This window comes from Bdellovibrio sp. 22V (assembly GCF_030169785.1).
Lineage (GTDB): Bacteria > Bdellovibrionota > Bdellovibrionia > Bdellovibrionales > Bdellovibrionaceae > Bdellovibrio.
In genome coordinates, this window is record NZ_CP125854.1 from 1,969,928 (window position 1) to 1,987,799 (window position 17,872).

Here is a 17,872-nt window from a genome sequence, read left to right on the forward strand (position 1 = left end):
TTTAGAAATAAATGGAGTGAAGTTTGAGTTTGCCGTGGTCAATCCTACCGGCAGTTGTATTCTCTATCGTGAAACTTCCGGCTCTTTGGATATGCGAAATTCGGGAGGGGTGTTTGATGTTCCGATTGGCCCGGGAACAAAGAACTATCCTGCAGATCCTGGTTTTAAGTTGTTAGATAGTTTCGCCAACAGCACCACTTTTAATTGTGAAGGCGGCGGTACTTACACTCCTCTGACAGATGATAAGCGCCTTTTACGCGTGCAATTTTATGACGGCACGGGATGGAAGTTAATCAGTCCAGACAGCGAGATCCGCTCGGTTCCTTTTGCGGGACACGCGAAGATCGCGCAAACCGCGAATTCTTTGGGAAGTAACGTTGTCAGTGATTTTGTACTGAAATCTTCTGTACCGCTGTGTGCTGCCGGACAATACCTACGTCACATCGCCCCTTTGGGAACTTTCGAGTGTGCGGCTCCTTCTGTTGCGGGAGGGAATGTCACAGGAAATATCGCCGGCAGCTCCGCAGGCTTCACAGGGAATTTGAGTGGCGATGTTTCGGGAACTCAAGCTGCGACGAGTGTAGATAAAATCAAAGGTGTCGCGCTGGACATGACGGGCATCGCTTCAGGGAAAGTTCTGAAATACAATGGCACAAGCTGGATTCCAAGTGATGATAGTGGGACTGTAGGTGGCATCACGACGTTGAATGGAGATGTCTCTTCAACAGGCAATCCCACTGCCACAGTCACTTTGAATGACAGTACTGTGACCTCCGCAAAGATTGTCGACGGTACTATTGTCGATGCAGACATTTCCAGTAGCGCTGGCATTGCGGATTCTAAACTTGCGACGATTTCATCCGCAGGCAAGGTTTCCGGAAATGCCATCACGTCTGGAACTATTGGTGGTTCTACGACAGTGAATACGTCAGGCTCTGTCACGGCAAACAGCATGTCGACGGGAACTCTGGGTGTTAATAATTTGCAGGTGTATAAAACCGGAAATGGCAACAAGGTCACAATCACGGTGCCGGCAGGGTTGTCGTCAGACTATTCATTGCAATTGCCATCAAGTGCGGGGACTTCGGGACAAGTCTTGTCGACAGATGGCAGTGGGATTTTATCTTGGATAAATCCCGCTACGGGTTCGGTGACCTCAGTAACAGCAACAGCGCCATTGGCCAGCAGTGGAGGAGCCACTCCGGTCATTTCCTTAAACACCTCGGGTGTGCAAACAGGACAAACTCTTTTGTATAATGGAACTCAGTGGAATGTGCAGTATTTTGGCATGGGACAGTTGCGTTCGACCGTCACAGGAACTTCCCAAATTCCTGCATCTTGTTCGACGGCAGATAAGACTCTCACTTGGAGTGCAATCACAGATTCATTTTCTTGTACGACGATTGCAATCGCCAATACGCAAGTCACGGGACTGGGAACAGCTTCCACAAAAAATTTCGGCACATCAGCGGGAAACCTCGTTGAACTTGATGGCTCTGCAAAAATTCCGGTTTCACTTCTTCCCCAAGGAGCTGGTGGAACTCTGGTCGACGGAGGAAATGCCACAGGTGCCGCGATTTCTGTGGGAACGAATGATGCCAACGCTCTGTCTTTAGAAACCAACAATGCTGTTCGAATGACAATCACCTCGGCAGGCAATATTGGAGTCGGCACAGAGGCACCCCAGCACTTCATGCATCTTTCTAAAGATGGAGATTTAAGTACGATTTTGGATTCTTATGGAGGCAGTGCCGGTTTGGTGATGCGAAAAACTTCAGGCACAAAAGCGGCTCCGACGGCAACGTTGAGCGGAGCGGATCTCGGAGTTTTAGTTTTCGGCGGCTACGGCGCTTCAAGTTTTCATTCTTACTCTGCTGCGAAAGTTTCCGCTATTGCCAATGAAAATTTCACGGATGCCACGGGAGCGGCTTCATTGGTATTTTCTACGCGAGGACCCAATGATCTTTCTGCCTCTGACGAAAGAATGAGAATCACACCCACTGGTGACGTTGGTATTGGCACATCGATTCCTGGTGCAAAATTGGAAGTTCAAACCGGAAATATTCGCTCCTCTCGAAGCGCTGGTGTTTCTAATCAATATGCCGAGATTCAGGGAGGAGATCCCGGCGGGATTTATTTTGTTGGTCATACGGATGAAAGCAATAAAAAGCTCCTGCGATTTAGATCTCTGCATAATTCCGGCGGCACTCCCAGCGGTGCTCTCGGATTTTTATTTGAACTAGGTCCTACTTCCGCTCCGATAGAAGTGATGAGAATCACTGAAGAGGGCCATGTGGGCATCGGGACGGCAGCGCCTACGGCTCCATTAAATGTTGTGGAAAGCACGGATATCACCAGTGCGGTCGACGGTGGTGCCATTCTTATTCATACGGGAGCGACTCACCAAATGCGTATTGACTCAAATGAAATTCAAACTTCTTTAAGTGGTGCTGCTTCCAGTTTGGCCATAAATCCTTTCGGTGGCGTCGTTCAGGTTGGAGCTGTCTTTCAGCCACTGACTGATAATAGCTTTACTCTTGGATCGGCCGCGCGACGCTGGTCCGCTGTTTACGCCACGAACGGAACCATTCAGACTTCCGATCGCCGTCTTAAAAAAGACATTCAGGATTTAAACGTGGGTCTTCGTTTTATAAACTCTCTGCGTCCTGTGAGTTTCAAGTGGCGTTCCGATGAACCGTCTTCTGCGCCAACTCACTGGGGCTTGATCGCTCAGGAGTTGCATGACCAAGTAAATCGGGAAGGAACCGATAATGTCGGAGTCGTTTCTAAAAAGGACGATTATTACGGTGTTAATTACTCTGAACTTGTCGGACCCTTGATCAATGCGGTGAAGGAACTGGATGTCGCTTGTAAAATGAGTGAGCAACAAAATAAAAGTCTGAGTGCACGACTGGCTTCTCAAGATCGTCGTCTGGCGAGCGTTGAAGAAGATGTACTTTCACTTAAAAAAGAGAATGCGGAATTAAAAGCTCGACTTCAGAGGTTGGAGCGTGTGCTTGCAAAGCAGTCCCGCTCAAAGTAATCCGGATACTTTGGCGGTTTTTAGGCATTCTCAAGTTGGGGTAATGATTTCTCGGTTTTGGCGCCTAAGCGTTTGAGGTCTTCGACCTGGTCAATAAGGTTGCCGCGGCCCTCGGAGACTTTCTTAAGAACGTCCTCGTGTGCTTTTTGCGCGGCCCCCAATTTTTCCCCAAGGTTTTGCAGATCTTTAAGAAGGCCGGCGAATTTTTCGTAAAGAAGACCTCCGCGTTTCGCGATTTCCAAAGCGTTTTTCTCTTGGCGATCTTGTTTCCATAAAGCCGCCACCGTGCGAAGAGTTGCTAAAAGTGTCGTTGGACTTACGATCGCAACGTTTCTTTCCCACGCGTATTGGAAAAGCTCTGGTTTCAATTTAAACGCCAAGGCGAACGCAGGTTCCAACGGCATAAAGAGGATCACAAAATCAGGCGAGATCAGCTTGTCCGCGGCGTGATATTTTTTCTCTGAAAGTCCGTCGATGTGCTTTTTCAAAGATTCGACATGCAGTTTAGCCGCGCGCTCTTGATCTTCAGAAGTTTCCGCTGACGAGTATTGTTCGTAAGCGATCAAGGTCATCTTGGAGTCGACGATCAGATGTTTTTCGTCGGGAAGATTCACAATCACGTCAGGACGAAGAATCTGGCCGTCATCACCGCGCAAATCCATATCCGTTCCCTGAATAATATATTCATCGCCTTTGCGCAGACCAGAGCGCTCCAAAATATTTTCAAGAATCAACTCGCCCCAGTTTCCTTGTGTCTTCACTTCACCTTTAAGAGCTTTGGTGAGGTTCTGAGTTTCCGCCGACATGACTTTGTTCAGCTCCATCAACTTCGTCAGCTCGCCGCGAAGAACGCCGCGCTCGGAACGCTCGGTTGAGTAAGTTTCTTCCACTTTCTTTTCGAAATCCTTGATACGTTCTTTAAGAGGTTCAAGAACCGAAGCGATGTTTTTATGATTCTGATCTGTGAATTTCGCGGATTTTTCTTCGAAGATTTTTTGCGCGACCACTTCAAACTGCACGTTCATGCGGTTTGCCAGCTCTTCTTGTTGTTTGCGGGCTTCGGTCATTAAAGATTTTTGCTCTTGGATGCTTTGTGAGAGGAGGTCGTTTTTCATTTGCAGTGCTTGAACGTCGGCCTGCAAAGAGGCTTTTTCCGCGGCGGATTGGGCTTTATTTTTAAAATAAACCACAACACCTGAAATAAGTGCGCCTGCAATAAAAGCTATAACGGTTCCGAGAGTCATAAAGTCCTCCTGCCCATTCCTTTTGCCTCTAGAATTTCTTTTGGTCACGAGAAAAAAGAATGATACAAATTGAGTGGAAATTAACCCCAACAATGCGATGCAAAAATGACTTCTGCGACTCAAATTAAAAGTATTCTCCTCGCTTTTCGTCCCAAAACATTAACAGCGGCTCTGGTGCCTTGTGTGGCAGGAACCGCTCTGGTCAAAGCCATCGGTCTTTCTTGGGACGGATGGGTTTTGTTCTACGCTTTGATGGCGTCCTTTCTGATTCAGATCGGAACGAACTTGGTGAACGACGCTGTTGATTTTAAAAAAGGCGCTGACACCGAAAAGCGCATCGGTCCCCAGCGCATCACGCAAGCGGGAATTCTTTCTGCAAATCAGGTCATGGCTTTAGGCTCTCTCTGTTTTGCTCTTGCCATTCTTTGCGGAATTCCGCTGGTGATGAAAGGCGGATGGGTGATCGTTGCTATCGGCTTGGCGTCCGTGTTGATGGGATATGCTTATACGGCGGGCCCGTTTCCTTTGGCTTATCTCGGTTTGGGCGATCTGTTCGTGATTTTGTTCTTCGGGCTTCTTGCGGTGATGGGTATTGTTTTCTTGAACACCGGATCCTGGCTTTCAGAGGCGTTTGTCCTTGGTTTGCAAATCGGCTTGCATGCGACAGTCCTTATTGCCATCAACAACTTGCGCGACGCTAAAGGCGACGTGCTTGTGAACAAAAGAACTCTTGCCGTTCGTTTTGGCGAAAAGTTTTCCCGCTGTGAAATTGCGGCCCTTTGTTTCTTGCCATTTGTACTGAATATTTACTGGTGGACGGAAGGCTATAAAATTCCGGCAATCACTTCGATGTTTGCGTTACCTCTGGCGATTAAAGTCACAAAAAATGTTTTCAATACCGAGCCGGGACCGGTTTATAATAAGTTCCTGGGACAAGCAGCCGGTCTGCACATGGTCTTTGGACTTCTTCTTGCGATAGGATTTGCTCTTTAATGAAAATCAGCTACAGCCCGTACACTCTAAAACCGACCCAATCTTTGAATGCCGCTTCGAAACCGGCACCGCGCGAAGGGGTTTTGTTAAAAGTGGAATGGGCCGACGCCGTCGGTTATGCCGATCTTCATCCCTGGCCCGAGCTGGGCGATCTTGCGCTTGACGAACAACTCTCGTTGTTGCGCCAGGGAAAAATCACGTCGCAAGCGGAACAAAGTATTTGGCTTGCTCGCCGTGATGCTCTTCTTCGCAAAGATAAAAAGAATATTTTCGATCAAGGGGAGCGCGTAAAAAACAATGCGCTTCTCACGGACTTCGCCGCATTAAAGCCCGGTTATTTGGACGAGCTGAAAAAAGAAGGCTTCACCACTCTCAAAGTTAAAGTCGGACGAAATTTAAAAGAGGAAGCCGAAATTCTCACACACATTGCAGCGGCTGGTTTTAAGATTCGTTTGGATTTTAATGCATTGGGAAGTTGGCAGATTTTTGAAAAGTTTATTGGAAACTTGCCTCTGACGGTGAAAGCACTGATCGAGTACGTCGAAGACCCGTTTCCTTTCGAAATCGGTGCGTGGTCTGAGGCGCAAAAGCTCGTCAAGATTGCTTTGGATAATCAATACGACAAGGTTCCGTGGGAGCGTTTGCAAAAAGCTCCGTTTGATGTCGTTATTATTAAACCTGCAAAAACGGACGTGGATAAAGCTGTTGAGCGCTGCTTGAAATGGAATTTGAAAGCCGCCGTCACAAGCTACATGGATCACCCTGTGGGAGTGGCGCACGCCGTTGGCATCGCCATGGAGTTGAAAGAAAAATACAGCGACATGATTTTAGAGTGCGGCTGTCTGACTCATCGTTTGTATCAAATGGATGTTTTTTCTGCCGAGATTTCGACTCAAGGACCGTATCTTCTTAAAGTCAAAGGCACAGGTGTGGGCTTTGATAAGATTTTGGGGGGATTGCCGTGGCATCAACTCAAAATGCGATAACTCTAAGCTCTCAGGATAACGAAATTCTTCTGAATCCGCGCTGGCCGCGTGAAGACTATGAAAGTTTGTGGCAGCTAGCGAAGTCGCAGCAAGAAGAACGAAATCTGCAAGGTCATGTGTGGATTGCAACATCGGGTTCGACAGCGGACTCGAAGTCTTCGATTAAACTTGTGGCGTTGAGTAAAGAAGCCCTTGTGCAGTCCGCTCAATCTGTAAACTTCCATTTACAAAGCCACGCTGGTGATGTTTGGACCCAAGTTCTTCCGCACTTTCATGTTGGAGGACTCGGAATTGCCGTGCGCGCTTCTTTGTCTGGCGCAAAGGTTGTTCCTGCATTGAAAGAAGAGCGTTGGAACGCTGAACATTTTTATAAAACTCTTATCGCGGAGAAGTGCACCCTTTCGGCTTTAGTTCCCACGCAAGTGTATGATCTTGTTGTGCATGGTTTTAAAGCGCCGGCAACAATGCGAGCGATTGTGGTTGGTGGTGGCGCTTTCGAGCCGGAGCTTTATAAAAAAGCGCGCTCACTTGGCTGGCCGGTTCTTCCCAGTTACGGAATGACGGAAACGGCTTCGCAAATCGCAACCGCGTCTTTGCAGTCTCTTTCACAAGAGGACTTTCCAGAAATGACTTTGCTTTCCCACGCAGACGCCAGAAAAAACCTGCAAGGTTTTTTGGAAGTCACTGCGAATTCTCTGTTCACGTGTTATGCGCAAAACGGAGATCATGGCGGGCATTCCTGGGACCCTAAAAAGAACGGCTGGTTCCAAACCGAAGACAAAGGCGACGTTATCAATCGTGGTCTGCATATTTTAGGTCGCAGTAAGGACTATATAAAGATCGGCGGTGAGGGAACAAACCTCGCTCGATTACGCGCAGTTTTGGAAAACGAAGCCATTCTGCTGAATCCCCATTGGTCTGGAAAAGTGGTCTTGCTCGATATGCCCTCTGACAGATTGGGAAGCGAAATACATCTTGTGAGCCTTTTGTCAGAGAGTGAAACCCAGCATGTAGTAGAGCTTTTCGACAGGAAGGTGCTTCCTTTCGAAAAAGTGCGTAAAATTTATTATATAAATGAGATCCCCCGAAGTGACCTTGGTAAAGTTTTGTGGGGAGAGTTGCGGAGAGTATTATGTTGAAAGCAGAAGAAACACCTTGGTCTCAGGGAATTGTGTTGATCTGTACGAAATGTCATAAGTCTATTAGCTCATCTTCTTTAAAAGAAGAGGGGAACAGCGGTGAGAACTTAAAAACTTTTTTGAAGAAGAGCCTGAAAGAAACGGGGGATCTCTCTAAAGTTCGTGTGGTGACGACCAGTTGCCTTGACGTCTGTATTGATGATTATCAAGCCGTGACTTACGCGCCGGTGGAAGGTGAAACTCAAACCTTCACGGTCCATCCAGAGAAGGACCGTGAAGAGTTGCTAAATTTTATTCGCGATGAGATTAACGATTAGTTGAAAAGACCAGTGAAATAATCTCCGATGAGGCCATTCGTGCCACTGGTGTTGATATTCACCGTCACGCCATTCAGGCTGTCGGTTTGAATATAGAAGACACCCGCGCCCATGCCATTCGCAATAGTCACAGAGCTTGAATACATGGGAGTTGTACAAGTAGAGTCGACAAACGTTCGGCTCGATTGACTTGGCGAGAAGCCCACCGTTAATGGAATCGTGATGTTGTAAGTGGCGACATACGTGTTACCGAGATCATCGGAAAGTCCGATCGAAACGGGCTGGCACCCGCCGGCTGTTAAATTAGACATGTAAATTTTCGATTTAGTTGGCGCCAACTTCATCACGAAGTCGGGATTATGCGCCGTCAAACCTGCAGCTGAAATATTAAATTTATAAGTGCCGCTCGCTGTCGCAGTCGGTTTAAAGTAAATCTCCATAGAACTGCTTTGCGCCGCAAGCGTCACTTTATTTGTCGTCACAGAACTGCAGGTGCTGTCATGATAGAACGAGCCTGCGCCGGCATCCAACGTCGCGAGGTTGACGTCTGTCGGTGTTGATACCGGAACTTGGGTGTTGTTGTTGTTTGTTGTCACGACACGGAAGCGTTGACACATTCCGCGGTCCATAAAGCGCGGGCCCCAGAGCTGAACAGTCGTCGGTGACGTGCTGGAGCTGAGATCCACGCGCATCTCAAACGGTTTTGCATCGTAAGTAAACGAGCCCGAGGCCGTCATAAAACTAAGATTGAAGCTATTGAAACTGCCCGTGTCCGCTGCTGACGGAACATATTTTATATATCCTGTCAGAGTCGAAGTGTAACTTGCGAAGCTGTAAGAAGAAACAGCCGTCGAGCAGTTCGAGTCATCATAAAACTGAACTTGCGGAGAAGATGAAGAGGCGGTGAGCGTGCCAGGAAATTGATCGTAGGCATCACCCTTATCATAATTGCGCGCACGAATTTTAAATGGATAACAAATGCTCTTTGCAATCTGATGGGGGTTTTCTTCAAGTTCAAGGAAACGGTAAGTAGATCCGGCCGAAGATTCACGCAAAGTCACGGCAATATAGGACGACGAAACCGTCAATGCAGAGGGAGAGGAAAGTTTAAATTCCAACAGGCCGTCAAGAGGCGCGTCTGGAAATCTGTAAACGACATCAATGCCATCGGTACCTGCAGGGATCGTGAAAGTTTGTGCGGCATTGGCGTTGTTATAGCAGTCCTGCCAGCTTTTAAAGGCAGACACCTGAGGGTAAGTGGTATCAGAGACCTTTTTGTCCAAACTAAAAGAAACATCAGATGTATGTGTCGTTGTAAAGCCCGAGGAATTTCGCAAATTCACACGGAAGTTTTCACACTGAGCGGACCCGGCAAAACCACGTGGCCATGTTTTTTCCAAAGCGATGGTTGAAGCAGGACCGTTGTTGCCGCCGGTGCCTCCACCGTTGGAGCTATCAACAATCGTCAGCGTCTCTGTGTCGCCGATCAAAGTTTCACCTTTAATATAGATATAGTCGACATTGGTTCCCGATGAACCGGAAGTAATACCCCAGATATTCAATAGGTCGCCCTTTGTCAGATAAATACTGAAAGAGCCATCGGAGCAGTTGTTGTCGTTCTGTGTTCCCACAGGCAGATTTGTTCCGGTCAGATCAGGTGAAGCTGGCGCCTGATGCCATACGGATTTATCGAAGCTCACCATGAGGTTGCCGACACGTGCGTCGCACGAGCCTTGCACAAGTGCATAATTTTGCGTTTCGAAATCCTGATCAAAAGGGCTGGAGCCTTTCATCGAAGGCGCAGGCAGTTTTTTCCCCAAGGAAGAAACTTCGAGCTCCGGACTTTTGCAGTTTGTTAACAACAAGGTCGAAAACAATAAAATGCTGAGATATTTACCGCTTACGTTCTTCATGTAGTTCTTTTCGACAAAGGTGGGGAAGCTCTAAAGACTCAGAATGAGATTCTTCACGCTTCTAAGCAGATTGTAAGACTGCTGTCTCTTATTGAAATAAAAAAGACCGAGGCAGAAATCCTCGGTCTCAAGAAAGGATAAAAAGAAAAATAAATTCTTAAGCGGCTTTCTTATCAGCCACTTTATCAAACATTGCGTACAGAGTTTCTTCCTCACGACGAATGCGTGTCGCAAGTGCAGAGAAAAGTTTACTGAAGTCGCGAGAAAATTCTGTCGGATCGCCGCCTTTTTCGTACTTGGCAAAAAATGCCAACGCTGCCGGAGCCAGTGTCTCCATATCTTTGGCAAGAACATTGAGTGTGGATTGCATCGAACCGTCAGACGCGGCCGCCTTTTTTAGAACCGGATAAAGTTCGACGTCTTCATGTTTGAGATGTGCCAAAAGAGCTGCTTTCGCGGCGATCAATTTTTTGGGAGCGTCAGGATGTGCGATACCAATGTTTTTGATTTCCTCGAGCGCAGAGACGAGAACCTTGTGATCGTTTTTAAGTTTGTTCGTAAGTTGTGCCATTTCAGTAAAGCTCCTTTGTTAATACACGTATCGACAATTAGGAATATTAAGTAAGTTAAAAAATCGAAAGATCTCCTCAATTTAGATGAACTCGAGGAATTGATCTGATAATTGTTTTATTATGAGACACTTCGTAGTGCTGTTGCTTCTTCTGCTGAGTCGCCATAGTTTTGCCCAGCGATTTCCAGACCCGATTCCTGGGTTGCAGGCGGCTGTGCGTTTTTGCGCGACCCTGGATGAAGACGAGGCGATTATCGACTGTGTACAGCTTGAAAGTGCGGCGGATTGGGTGACAAAGGAAGCTTTGCCGATTTGTATTTCACAAAGTTTCGATAATGAAAAAGTCGGATGCTTGCGCAGCATTGTGAACAACGAAATTCGTGTCGAAGAAGTGCAAGTGTGCGAATCAATCAGCTTTGCGGAAGAGCAGGCGCAGTGTCTTGCAGAAATTCGCCGGCCCTTTCCCTATCGAACACGCATCAAAGTCGATGCTCGCCCAGGTTTGCAGGCCGCATCGCGTTTGTGCCAATCCTTCTTTGGCGATGACGACAAAAAAAGATGTGTTCGTGAAATGAGTCAAGCCGAGCTCTACACTGTCGAGGCGATTCAGTTTTGTGAAAGTTTGTTTTCGGACGACGAAAAAATCGCCTGCATAGCAAAACTAAAAAATCGTTTCATAGTTCGCGAAGAAGTGACTGCCTGTGAGCGCGTTTTCGGCGACAACAGAAAATTAGAGTGCCTTGAAGGTGTGCGGCGAAAATACCGTCTTCGCTAAAACCCACCTCAAACGCTTAAGGTTCTATTTGCCCCAGCCTTTTTCGCTTTCGATTTGTTCGCGCAATTGTGCTTCAATGCGTTCTGCTGGAATCAACGGACCTTTGCCGACGCCAGGGCAGAAGGCTTTAACATCTTTCGCCCAGGATTTGGCATTCATGACTTCCGGCCAAAAAGGCCAAGTACGACATTGAGTAGGGCGAGCTTCGTAAATTCCGCAGCTCTTGCCTTTAAGGAACATGCAATCAGGATTTTTAGGGTCTTCTTTCAGGTGCCAGATGCCGCCGGTTTTATCGCAGTATTTGCGGGTGAAGTCAGCTGTACGCATTTTCAGATGTTTAGCGAATCGTTGGCGGTCTTCCAGGCTCAGATAAACAAAACCGTATTCGCCGTGAGAAGTGCAGCACTTTCCAGATCCAGTGCATTCGAAACGAACGCCTTCGCGCCACCATTCTTTACCCGTAAATTTGAACTCTTCCACGATATTGCCCCTAAAGTTCGAACTTTACGGTGGGAGAGCCTTGACAGCAAGCAGATAAATCGCGAAGTTAACGGCTCTGTAAGGAGCCTAAATTGCAGCGAAGTGTCATTGATCTTAAAGTCTATGATCCGAAAGACTTTCCAGCCTATTTGCCGAAGCTGAACAAGCTTTATGACGATCTCTTTGCAGGTGGAAAAGGTTTTCGCGCAAAACTGATTCGCATGATGTCTGCCAATCTTTCGTTGGATGCGAGGGCCGAGCTTCTTTTAGGGCAAACGATTGAGTTTATTCATAATGCCTCTCTCTTGCATGACGATCTCATCGACCGCTCTCATTTGCGCCGTGGAAAACCGGCGGCGTGGTTGAAGTACACTCCTGAATACGCGGTCCTTGCGGGCGACTATCTTTTGGCGCGCGTGATGGTGAATCTTTCCGGTCACGGTAATATCAAACTTGTGCAGTACACAGCCGAAGTGATCTCGGATCTTTTGGAAGGGGAGTGGCTACAGGACTCTGTGGTCGGTGACTTCTTCGTCACACTCGAACAATTGGATCGTATTCACAATTTAAAAACGGCCAGTTTGTTTAAATGGTGTATTCGCGCTCCATTCATTGCGCAGGAAAGATACGAGGACGAACTTCATCGCACGTTAGAGGAAATGGGCACTCTGCTAGGACAGTTGTTCCAACGCAGTGATGATCTTTTGGATTACGACATTCGTAATGACGAAGGTAAAGCCATCCTTGGAGATTTGAAATCCGGTTATTTGAATTCTTTCGGAGCATTTGTTTGCAAAGGCCGCTCCCGCCAGGAAATCGATAACATCGTAAAAAGCAAAAACCTTGAAGAGTATTACGCCGCTATCGGTGGCAAAGCGCAATTCGATCAAAAGCTACTTGAGTTCGATGAAATGAATAAAGGCCTGATTCAGATGTACAACCATCATTTAGAGCGCTTGAAAACTTTCTTGAAACCGGGAGAAGAAAAACTGATCGATCATCTTCGTCCTCTAACTGAGATTCTTTATTGGAGAAGGAAGCCTTCGTGAGCGAGTTGATTACGCTTTCTAAGAACTCGCCGGAATTCGATTCTTATCTCCTTGGAACTTTTGCGGAAGATAAACGGGCTTTGCCTGTGCAGACCCTCAATGTGAACTCCGCTTCTGAAACGGTCACGTTTCGTATTGTTTCCACACAGGGAATTAAAAAGCCGTCGGCTTTGTTAGTGCTGCTGCAGACTTTCAAAGTGCGCAGTTTCTTTTTTGTCCTTGTGCCTCTGTTTTTGGTTCTCACTAAGAATATCGTTGATCAAACGATGCTGGATCCTTTGACCACTTTGATTGCCACGGTCGGAGTGCTGCTTGCATTCATCGCGGTGAACTTGCGCAATGATTATATGGATCACATGAAGGGTGTGGACCGTGTTTTGGATCGCAGCGGGAGCCGCGCGATCCAAAATGGCTGGGTGACGGCAGCGCAGGTGAAATCTTATTCTTCTGTGTTTTTGCTTTTGTCCATTCTTTGCGCCGTTCCTTTGGTGTTTGCGTTTCCGATTTTGGCCGTCGTTATTGCGCTGGGTTTGGCCATCGGCGTATGGGCACAGTTTAAAAAACAAAACTCTTTTAAGTATCGTATTGGCGGCGAAGTCGCTTTGTTCGTGATGTTGGGTCCGCTTCTCACAGTCGGTTATCAGTTGGCGATGGGCGCCCCTTTTGATCAGGAAAGTGTTTGGATCGGCTGCGTGTGGGGATGGCTGGTTCTTTTCGTCGTTCATTTGCGCAACTTTGTGAATATCCTGCCAAGCAGCCAAGCTCGCTTTACGAACACCGTGACCTGGTTGGGATTTGATAAATCCCGTCGTATGATTGCGGGTTGGTGGGTTCTTTTTGTTCTCTTTAATCTCGCTTACCATATTTGGTTTGCAGGTTTTTATTGGGGCTTTTACCTTTCTTTGGTTCTGGCATTTATCTCTATTAACTTTGTTTTGAAGTTGAAGGCGATTTCAAGTTCCGTGGGAAGTGAACTGCGCGCCGTATTTCGTTCGGGCTTTTATCTGTTTCTTTTGACCATAGGCCTTTGGGTGTTTGAATGTCTGTGGTATCTGCTTCAGTAAGCGAACCGAGCCTTTGTGTGATCGGATCTGCCGAAGCGTTGGAAAAATCCCAGCGCTGGGCTGAGTTTCTAAAAGCGCCTCTAAATCCTTCTTCTTCTGAAAATTTCTTTTTTCATTTCCACGTCGAAGCCGACCGCGTGTACGTCCGGGACCGCGAAAAGCGTTTATTGGAAATCGACTTCGACAAAAATCATCTCGACTATGAACGCAAAGGCCATCGCGGGAAAAATGAATTGATCGCGAAAGCTTTGGGAGTCGCCAAAGGTTACAGAAAGATTCTCGATCTTTCTGTCGGTCTGGCCGTGGATAGCGTCTTTTTGACTCAGCTGGGATTTGAAGTGACGGGTGTGGAAAGATCGCCGGTTTTGTATGCACTTCTGAAAGAAGCTTTCGCAAAAACTTCCAAGGACTATCTAAAGTCTTATCAGTTGCACTTTGCCAACAGTTTGGATTTTTTGCGCGAACAAAAAGGAAAAATGGAAATAGACTGTATCTATTTCGATCCGATGTATCCGCATAAAAAGAAATCCGCTTTGCCCAAGCAAGAGATGGTGGTTTTTCGCGATCTGGTTGGTCATGACGAAGATGCCGCCGAAGTTTTGAAAGTGGCTTTGCAGTGGCCGGTGCAGCGAGTGGTGGTGAAAAGACCGGTGCATGCGGAAGAACTTCTTCCGGGAGTTCGCCATTCATACGAAGGAAAGGTGGTTCGCTATGATACTTATGTGGTTGGGTAGTTTTGTCCTGATGATGTTTGGTCTTACGGAATCACAAAAGCGCGCGGCTGTGGTGTTCTCTGGATTGCAAAAAAGATTTTTAGATAAAGGTTTCGAGACATCCTTGGGATTGCAATTCATTCGCGCTTTGGATCTTGTGATTTTGGAGGCCTCCCCGCAGAAGTCTTTGTACACCGGAATGGCTTTGTACAATCTACGCATTCTGAATCTCAGTGGCAGTGTTCTTATCATGGGTCTTAGCACGCTAGGCGCCTGGTGGGCGTTGCTCCTGGGGCTTTTGTTTTTGAGTTTTAACGGAATGTTCCTCTTGGGAATTTGTTCTTTGGGTTTAGTGACAGTGTGGCTGACTCCAAAAACGAAAAATATTTTGCAATGGATTCTGGCGACAGGTTTGTTTTTGATTGGCGGCGAGCTGATGTTGCGCCAATCCAGTATTTTGCAAACGACATTGGGACAAAGTGATTTGGCGTTCTTTCTTGCGGACGGTCGTTTTCCCGCTGTTTTGAGTCTGTTGGTGGCGGGACTGCTTTTAAGTTTTGTGATTCGTATGGAGTTCTGGTCGATGGCGTTGGCTCTGGGCCTTCTTGTGACCAATACGATTTCTTTTAACGGAGCTCTCGGTTTGGTGACGGGTGAGCGCGCTGCTAGAATGATTCTTTTCTGGTGGCACACACGTTCATTGAACCAAGATTGTCGCCGTATTGGCTGGCAACTGAGTGTCGCTTCCATCATCGGTGTCGTCGTGGGATTTTTAATCGCTGGCGAAGCTCGGAATGCTTTTTATTTCAGTTTTTCGTCGGACATGTCTTCGGTTCAGGATAGAACTCTGCAGTTCATTATTTTATTTTCCGTGATTCTGATTTTTCAGTGGATTGCCCAAATGGTATGGGGTCATTTCGGCAGCCGAGTTAAAGTCGATGAACTTCAGGACGCAAAATATTTTCCTCCTTTCTGGATTTCAACAGAGATGGTATCTCCTGCGGCGATGTCGTGGGGAAAAGATCGCGTCCATAAAAGACTCAATGAAGTGCGCTATCACTTGCAGGGGCTGAATTCTTTAAAAGAAGGACAAGTGCCAGAGCACATTCAGAAACGGTTGAAAGAAGAAGAGCAGCAGCTCAGTCGCATCCATCTGGAGTAGCTCGACGAAGGGCCAAGGGTTCCGCCGTTGATGACACCTTGTTTTTAGCTCTCTACAATAGACGGCATGGCAAACGATAACGACTCTAAAGAACGTATTTCAGAACTTGAACACGAACTCGCGGTGAAAGAGGCGGAACTTCACCGTTATCGTTTGGAGCTTTCTAAGGCCAATGCCGCTCTTGAAAAAATGATTTCGCAAATCAGTCAGGAATTGAAACTCGCGCAGACGATGCAAAAGTTTCTTTCTCCAACTGAGCTTCCCAATGTTCAAGGTTTTGAATTCAGCACAAAGTTTTTGCCCGGCACGCGATCGGGCGGTGATTACTTTGATATTTTTGAACACGAAGACAAGCTCAAGTTTGGAATCCTCGTTTCCAGCGCCAGCGGGTATTCTTTATCCTCGTTGTTGCTTTCGATGATTATTAAGATTTCCTCGCAAATGGAAGCGCGTCGTGGACTCGAGGCGCATAAAGTTGTTGCTCTACTGGCGAAAGAAGTCGTGCCGAGTATTCAGAACGAAGACAAAGCGAGTCTCTTTTATGGAGTTGTGGATCGCCGCAATTATGAGATGCAATATTGTTCTGTCGGCGTGATCGACGGGTTCTTGCAAGTCTATGGTCAGGACGGTTTAGTGGAGCTTCTGCCCACGGGCCCGAGCCTCGGTAGAGATTTTAACACGGAGCCTCAAAGTCGCACCGTTCAACTTAATCCCCGTGATAGACTTATCATCGCAACAGAAGGTTTGAAGATGTCGCAGAACTCCCTGGGTGTAAATTGGGGAGGGCATGGCTTGTCGGAGGCAATTACTCGGGCTCCGAAGCAGGGCGTGCATGAATTGCGCAACGAAATCCTCTTTGCCAACGAGAAGTACACCGGAAAACAGGACCCGGTTCGGGATCAGACGCTGATTATCACCGAAGTCAAAGACAAGGTGATTAAGTTAGCAGCTCGGTGAAAAAGGCCCATCCGACTGCGTTGTCGGACCTTACCTTTCACTACGACGTACTAAAAGTACGCCTTCGTTTCAGATAAGGCCCTCCGCGTGGGCTACGCCTCAAAAATGCTTTGCATTTTTGTGCGTCTGGACCTTTTTGACCGACCTGTCTGCAATATCGGTGACTTCTTGTGAGAAATTTTGATAAGACTAAAATGCTAAATGGTAAGTCGAAAGGAAACTACAATGGCTGAAGTAAACATTTACGAAGGCGCCTTGGATAAGGGTTTGGAAGGCGTTGTTGCATGTACGACGAAAGTGTCTTTTATCGTCGGTGATTCTCTTAATTTCCGTGGTTACACAATTGAAGATTTGGCTGCGAATTCTACGTTCGAAGAAGTTACTTACCTTCTTTGGAATGACAAGCTTCCTACAGCTCAAGAACTTCAAGCATTCTCTGCTGAACTTCATAAAGAAATGGCTTTAAGCCCTGACTTTATCAAAGTTTTGAAAGCGATCCCTACAAACGTTCACCCTATGGGTTGGTTGCGTACGGCAGTTTCATTGATGGCACACTGGGATACTGATGCCAATGACAACTCTCCGGCTGCAAATTTGAAAAAATCTGTTCGTTTGACGGCGAAAATGGGAACTCTTCTTTGTGCATTCGATGCGATCCGCAAAGGCCAAGAGCCTGTGACTCCGAAAATGGATAAATCTATTGCTTGGAACATGATGTACATGTTGGGCGGTGGTAAAGAGCCAAACACTGAGCACGTCAAAGTGATGGATACATGTTTGATCCTTCACGCGGACCACGAGTTGAACTGTTCTGCATTCGCGACTCGCGTAACGGCTTCTTCATTGTCGGATCTTCATTCTGCGATCGTTTCCGCGATCGGCGCTTTGAAAGGCCCTCTTCACGGCGGCGCCAATGAGCAAGTGATCTTGATGTTGCAAAAAATCGGCACAATGGAAAAAGCTCAACAATTCGTAAAAGACGCTTTGGCGGCGAAAGAAAAAGTAATGGGTATCGGTCACCGCGTTTACAAAAACGGCGATCCGCGTGCTCGTATCTTGCGTAGCATGTCTGACAAGTTGACGAAGCAAGCTGGTATCCACCACATGTACGAAATGTCGACTTTGATTGACGATACGATGTTCAACGAAAAAGGTTTGATGCCGAACGTGGACTTCTACTCTGCAACGGTTTACTTCTCTATGGGTATCCCAACAGACTTGTTCACGCCGATCTTCGCGGCTTCTCGTATCTCTGGCTGGTGTGCACACGCATTTGAGCAATATGCGAACAACCGTATTTACCGTCCTCGTGGAAAATGGGCTGGTAAAGAAGGTTTGAAATGGGTGCCTGCCGCTCAAAGATAGTTCGAATTTCTAAATTCAAACTTCCGAAGAAGGGAAACTTGCGAGAGTTTCCCTTCTTTGTTTTTAGGGAGCACCTTTGCCTTTCAACATAGTAATAGACC

Annotated in this window: 16 protein-coding genes; 12 read left to right on the top strand and 4 right to left on the bottom strand. The window is 47.1% G+C overall.

Annotated features, from left to right (window positions below; translation table 11 throughout):
- The first annotated feature begins 16 nt into the window (after positions 1-16).
- Positions 17-3,043, top strand: coding sequence for a tail fiber domain-containing protein (locus QJS83_RS09455; RefSeq protein ID WP_284604288.1), 3,027 nt, complete (start codon positions 17-19; stop codon positions 3,041-3,043).
- Positions 3,044-3,063: 20 nt separating this feature from the next.
- On the opposite strand, the gene QJS83_RS09460 is transcribed toward QJS83_RS09455, so the two are convergent.
- The gene (locus tag QJS83_RS09460) at positions 3,064-4,287 is read right to left on the bottom strand and encodes a DNA recombination protein RmuC (RefSeq protein ID WP_284604290.1); all 1,224 of its coding nucleotides are present in this window, start codon (positions 4,285-4,287) and stop codon (positions 3,064-3,066) included.
- A gap of 105 nt (positions 4,288-4,392) precedes the next feature.
- Between QJS83_RS09460 and menA the strand changes: the two genes are divergently transcribed.
- Genes menA through QJS83_RS09480 form a run of 4 tightly spaced genes read left to right on the top strand, consistent with a single transcriptional unit; the run spans position 4,393 to position 7,722 of the window.
- Complete coding sequence (menA, locus tag QJS83_RS09465) at positions 4,393-5,280, top strand: 1,4-dihydroxy-2-naphthoate octaprenyltransferase (protein WP_284604292.1); 888 nt, start codon at positions 4,393-4,395, stop codon at positions 5,278-5,280.
- Positions 5,280-6,266, top strand: coding sequence for an o-succinylbenzoate synthase MenC (menC, locus tag QJS83_RS09470; RefSeq protein ID WP_284604293.1), 987 nt, complete (start codon positions 5,280-5,282; stop codon positions 6,264-6,266). Before menA ends, menC begins: the two co-directional genes overlap by 1 nt.
- Positions 6,242-7,405 (top strand): AMP-binding protein, encoded by a 1,164-nt coding sequence (locus QJS83_RS09475; RefSeq protein ID WP_284604295.1) that lies wholly within the window; start codon positions 6,242-6,244, stop codon positions 7,403-7,405. Before menC ends, QJS83_RS09475 begins: the two co-directional genes overlap by 25 nt.
- Positions 7,399-7,722: a (2Fe-2S) ferredoxin domain-containing protein gene (locus QJS83_RS09480; RefSeq protein ID WP_284604296.1), complete on the top strand. Its 324-nt coding sequence runs from the start codon at positions 7,399-7,401 to the stop codon at positions 7,720-7,722. The genes QJS83_RS09475 and QJS83_RS09480 overlap by 7 nt, the downstream gene beginning before the upstream one ends.
- Here the strand turns inward: QJS83_RS09480 and QJS83_RS09485 are convergent.
- Both QJS83_RS09485 and QJS83_RS09490 read right to left on the bottom strand, forming a co-directional pair.
- On the bottom strand, positions 7,719-9,635 hold the full coding sequence (locus tag QJS83_RS09485) for a hypothetical protein (RefSeq protein ID WP_284604298.1): 1,917 nt from the start codon (positions 9,633-9,635) through the stop codon (positions 7,719-7,721). The genes QJS83_RS09480 and QJS83_RS09485 overlap by 4 nt on opposite strands.
- Positions 9,636-9,792: 157 nt before the next feature.
- Positions 9,793-10,206 (bottom strand): hemerythrin domain-containing protein, encoded by a 414-nt coding sequence (locus tag QJS83_RS09490; RefSeq protein WP_284604299.1) that lies wholly within the window; start codon positions 10,204-10,206, stop codon positions 9,793-9,795.
- Positions 10,207-10,327: 121 nt separating this feature from the next.
- On the opposite strand from QJS83_RS09490, the gene QJS83_RS09495 reads away from it, so the two are divergent.
- Positions 10,328-10,981, top strand: coding sequence for a hypothetical protein (locus tag QJS83_RS09495; protein WP_284604300.1), 654 nt, complete (start codon positions 10,328-10,330; stop codon positions 10,979-10,981).
- Positions 10,982-11,005: 24 nt separating this feature from the next.
- On the opposite strand, the gene QJS83_RS09500 is transcribed toward QJS83_RS09495, so the two are convergent.
- Complete coding sequence (locus QJS83_RS09500; RefSeq protein WP_284604303.1) at positions 11,006-11,461, bottom strand: YkgJ family cysteine cluster protein; 456 nt, start codon at positions 11,459-11,461, stop codon at positions 11,006-11,008.
- A gap of 92 nt (positions 11,462-11,553) precedes the next feature.
- Between QJS83_RS09500 and QJS83_RS09505 the strand changes: the two genes are divergently transcribed.
- The 6 genes from QJS83_RS09505 to QJS83_RS09530 all read left to right on the top strand — a co-directional run bounded on the left by QJS83_RS09505 (position 11,554) and on the right by QJS83_RS09530 (position 17,771).
- Positions 11,554-12,510 (top strand): polyprenyl synthetase family protein, encoded by a 957-nt coding sequence (locus QJS83_RS09505; RefSeq protein ID WP_284604305.1) that lies wholly within the window; start codon positions 11,554-11,556, stop codon positions 12,508-12,510.
- The gene (locus QJS83_RS09510) at positions 12,507-13,574 is read left to right on the top strand and encodes a prenyltransferase (RefSeq protein ID WP_284604306.1); all 1,068 of its coding nucleotides are present in this window, start codon (positions 12,507-12,509) and stop codon (positions 13,572-13,574) included. Before QJS83_RS09505 ends, QJS83_RS09510 begins: the two co-directional genes overlap by 4 nt.
- The gene (locus QJS83_RS09515) at positions 13,550-14,308 is read left to right on the top strand and encodes a class I SAM-dependent methyltransferase (RefSeq protein WP_284604308.1); all 759 of its coding nucleotides are present in this window, start codon (positions 13,550-13,552) and stop codon (positions 14,306-14,308) included. Before QJS83_RS09510 ends, QJS83_RS09515 begins: the two co-directional genes overlap by 25 nt.
- The gene (locus QJS83_RS09520; protein WP_284604310.1) at positions 14,286-15,449 is read left to right on the top strand and encodes a hypothetical protein; all 1,164 of its coding nucleotides are present in this window, start codon (positions 14,286-14,288) and stop codon (positions 15,447-15,449) included. The genes QJS83_RS09515 and QJS83_RS09520 overlap by 23 nt, the downstream gene beginning before the upstream one ends.
- A 66-nt stretch (positions 15,450-15,515) precedes the next feature.
- The gene (locus QJS83_RS09525) at positions 15,516-16,406 is read left to right on the top strand and encodes a PP2C family protein-serine/threonine phosphatase (protein WP_284604313.1); all 891 of its coding nucleotides are present in this window, start codon (positions 15,516-15,518) and stop codon (positions 16,404-16,406) included.
- A 225-nt stretch (positions 16,407-16,631) separates the two neighbouring features.
- Complete coding sequence (locus tag QJS83_RS09530) at positions 16,632-17,771, top strand: citrate synthase (protein ID WP_284604316.1); 1,140 nt, start codon at positions 16,632-16,634, stop codon at positions 17,769-17,771.
- Positions 17,772-17,872: the final 101 nt, after the last annotated feature.

Coding starts and splice junctions, on each gene's coding strand:
- QJS83_RS09460 (WP_284604290.1), bottom strand. CDS start 4,287: ATGACTCTCGGAACCGTTATAGCTTTTATTGCAGGCGCACTTATTTCA.
- menA (WP_284604292.1), top strand. CDS start 4,393: ATGACTTCTGCGACTCAAATTAAAAGTATTCTCCTCGCTTTTCGTCCC.
- menC (WP_284604293.1), top strand. CDS start 5,280: ATGAAAATCAGCTACAGCCCGTACACTCTAAAACCGACCCAATCTTTG.
- QJS83_RS09480 (WP_284604296.1), top strand. CDS start 7,399: ATGTTGAAAGCAGAAGAAACACCTTGGTCTCAGGGAATTGTGTTGATC.
- QJS83_RS09485 (WP_284604298.1), bottom strand. CDS start 9,635: ATGAAGAACGTAAGCGGTAAATATCTCAGCATTTTATTGTTTTCGACC.
- QJS83_RS09490 (WP_284604299.1), bottom strand. CDS start 10,206: ATGGCACAACTTACGAACAAACTTAAAAACGATCACAAGGTTCTCGTC.
- QJS83_RS09495 (WP_284604300.1), top strand. CDS start 10,328: ATGAGACACTTCGTAGTGCTGTTGCTTCTTCTGCTGAGTCGCCATAGT.
- QJS83_RS09515 (WP_284604308.1), top strand. CDS start 13,550: ATGTCTGTGGTATCTGCTTCAGTAAGCGAACCGAGCCTTTGTGTGATC.
- QJS83_RS09520 (WP_284604310.1), top strand. CDS start 14,286: ATGATACTTATGTGGTTGGGTAGTTTTGTCCTGATGATGTTTGGTCTT.
- QJS83_RS09525 (WP_284604313.1), top strand. CDS start 15,516: ATGGCAAACGATAACGACTCTAAAGAACGTATTTCAGAACTTGAACAC.
- QJS83_RS09530 (WP_284604316.1), top strand. CDS start 16,632: ATGGCTGAAGTAAACATTTACGAAGGCGCCTTGGATAAGGGTTTGGAA.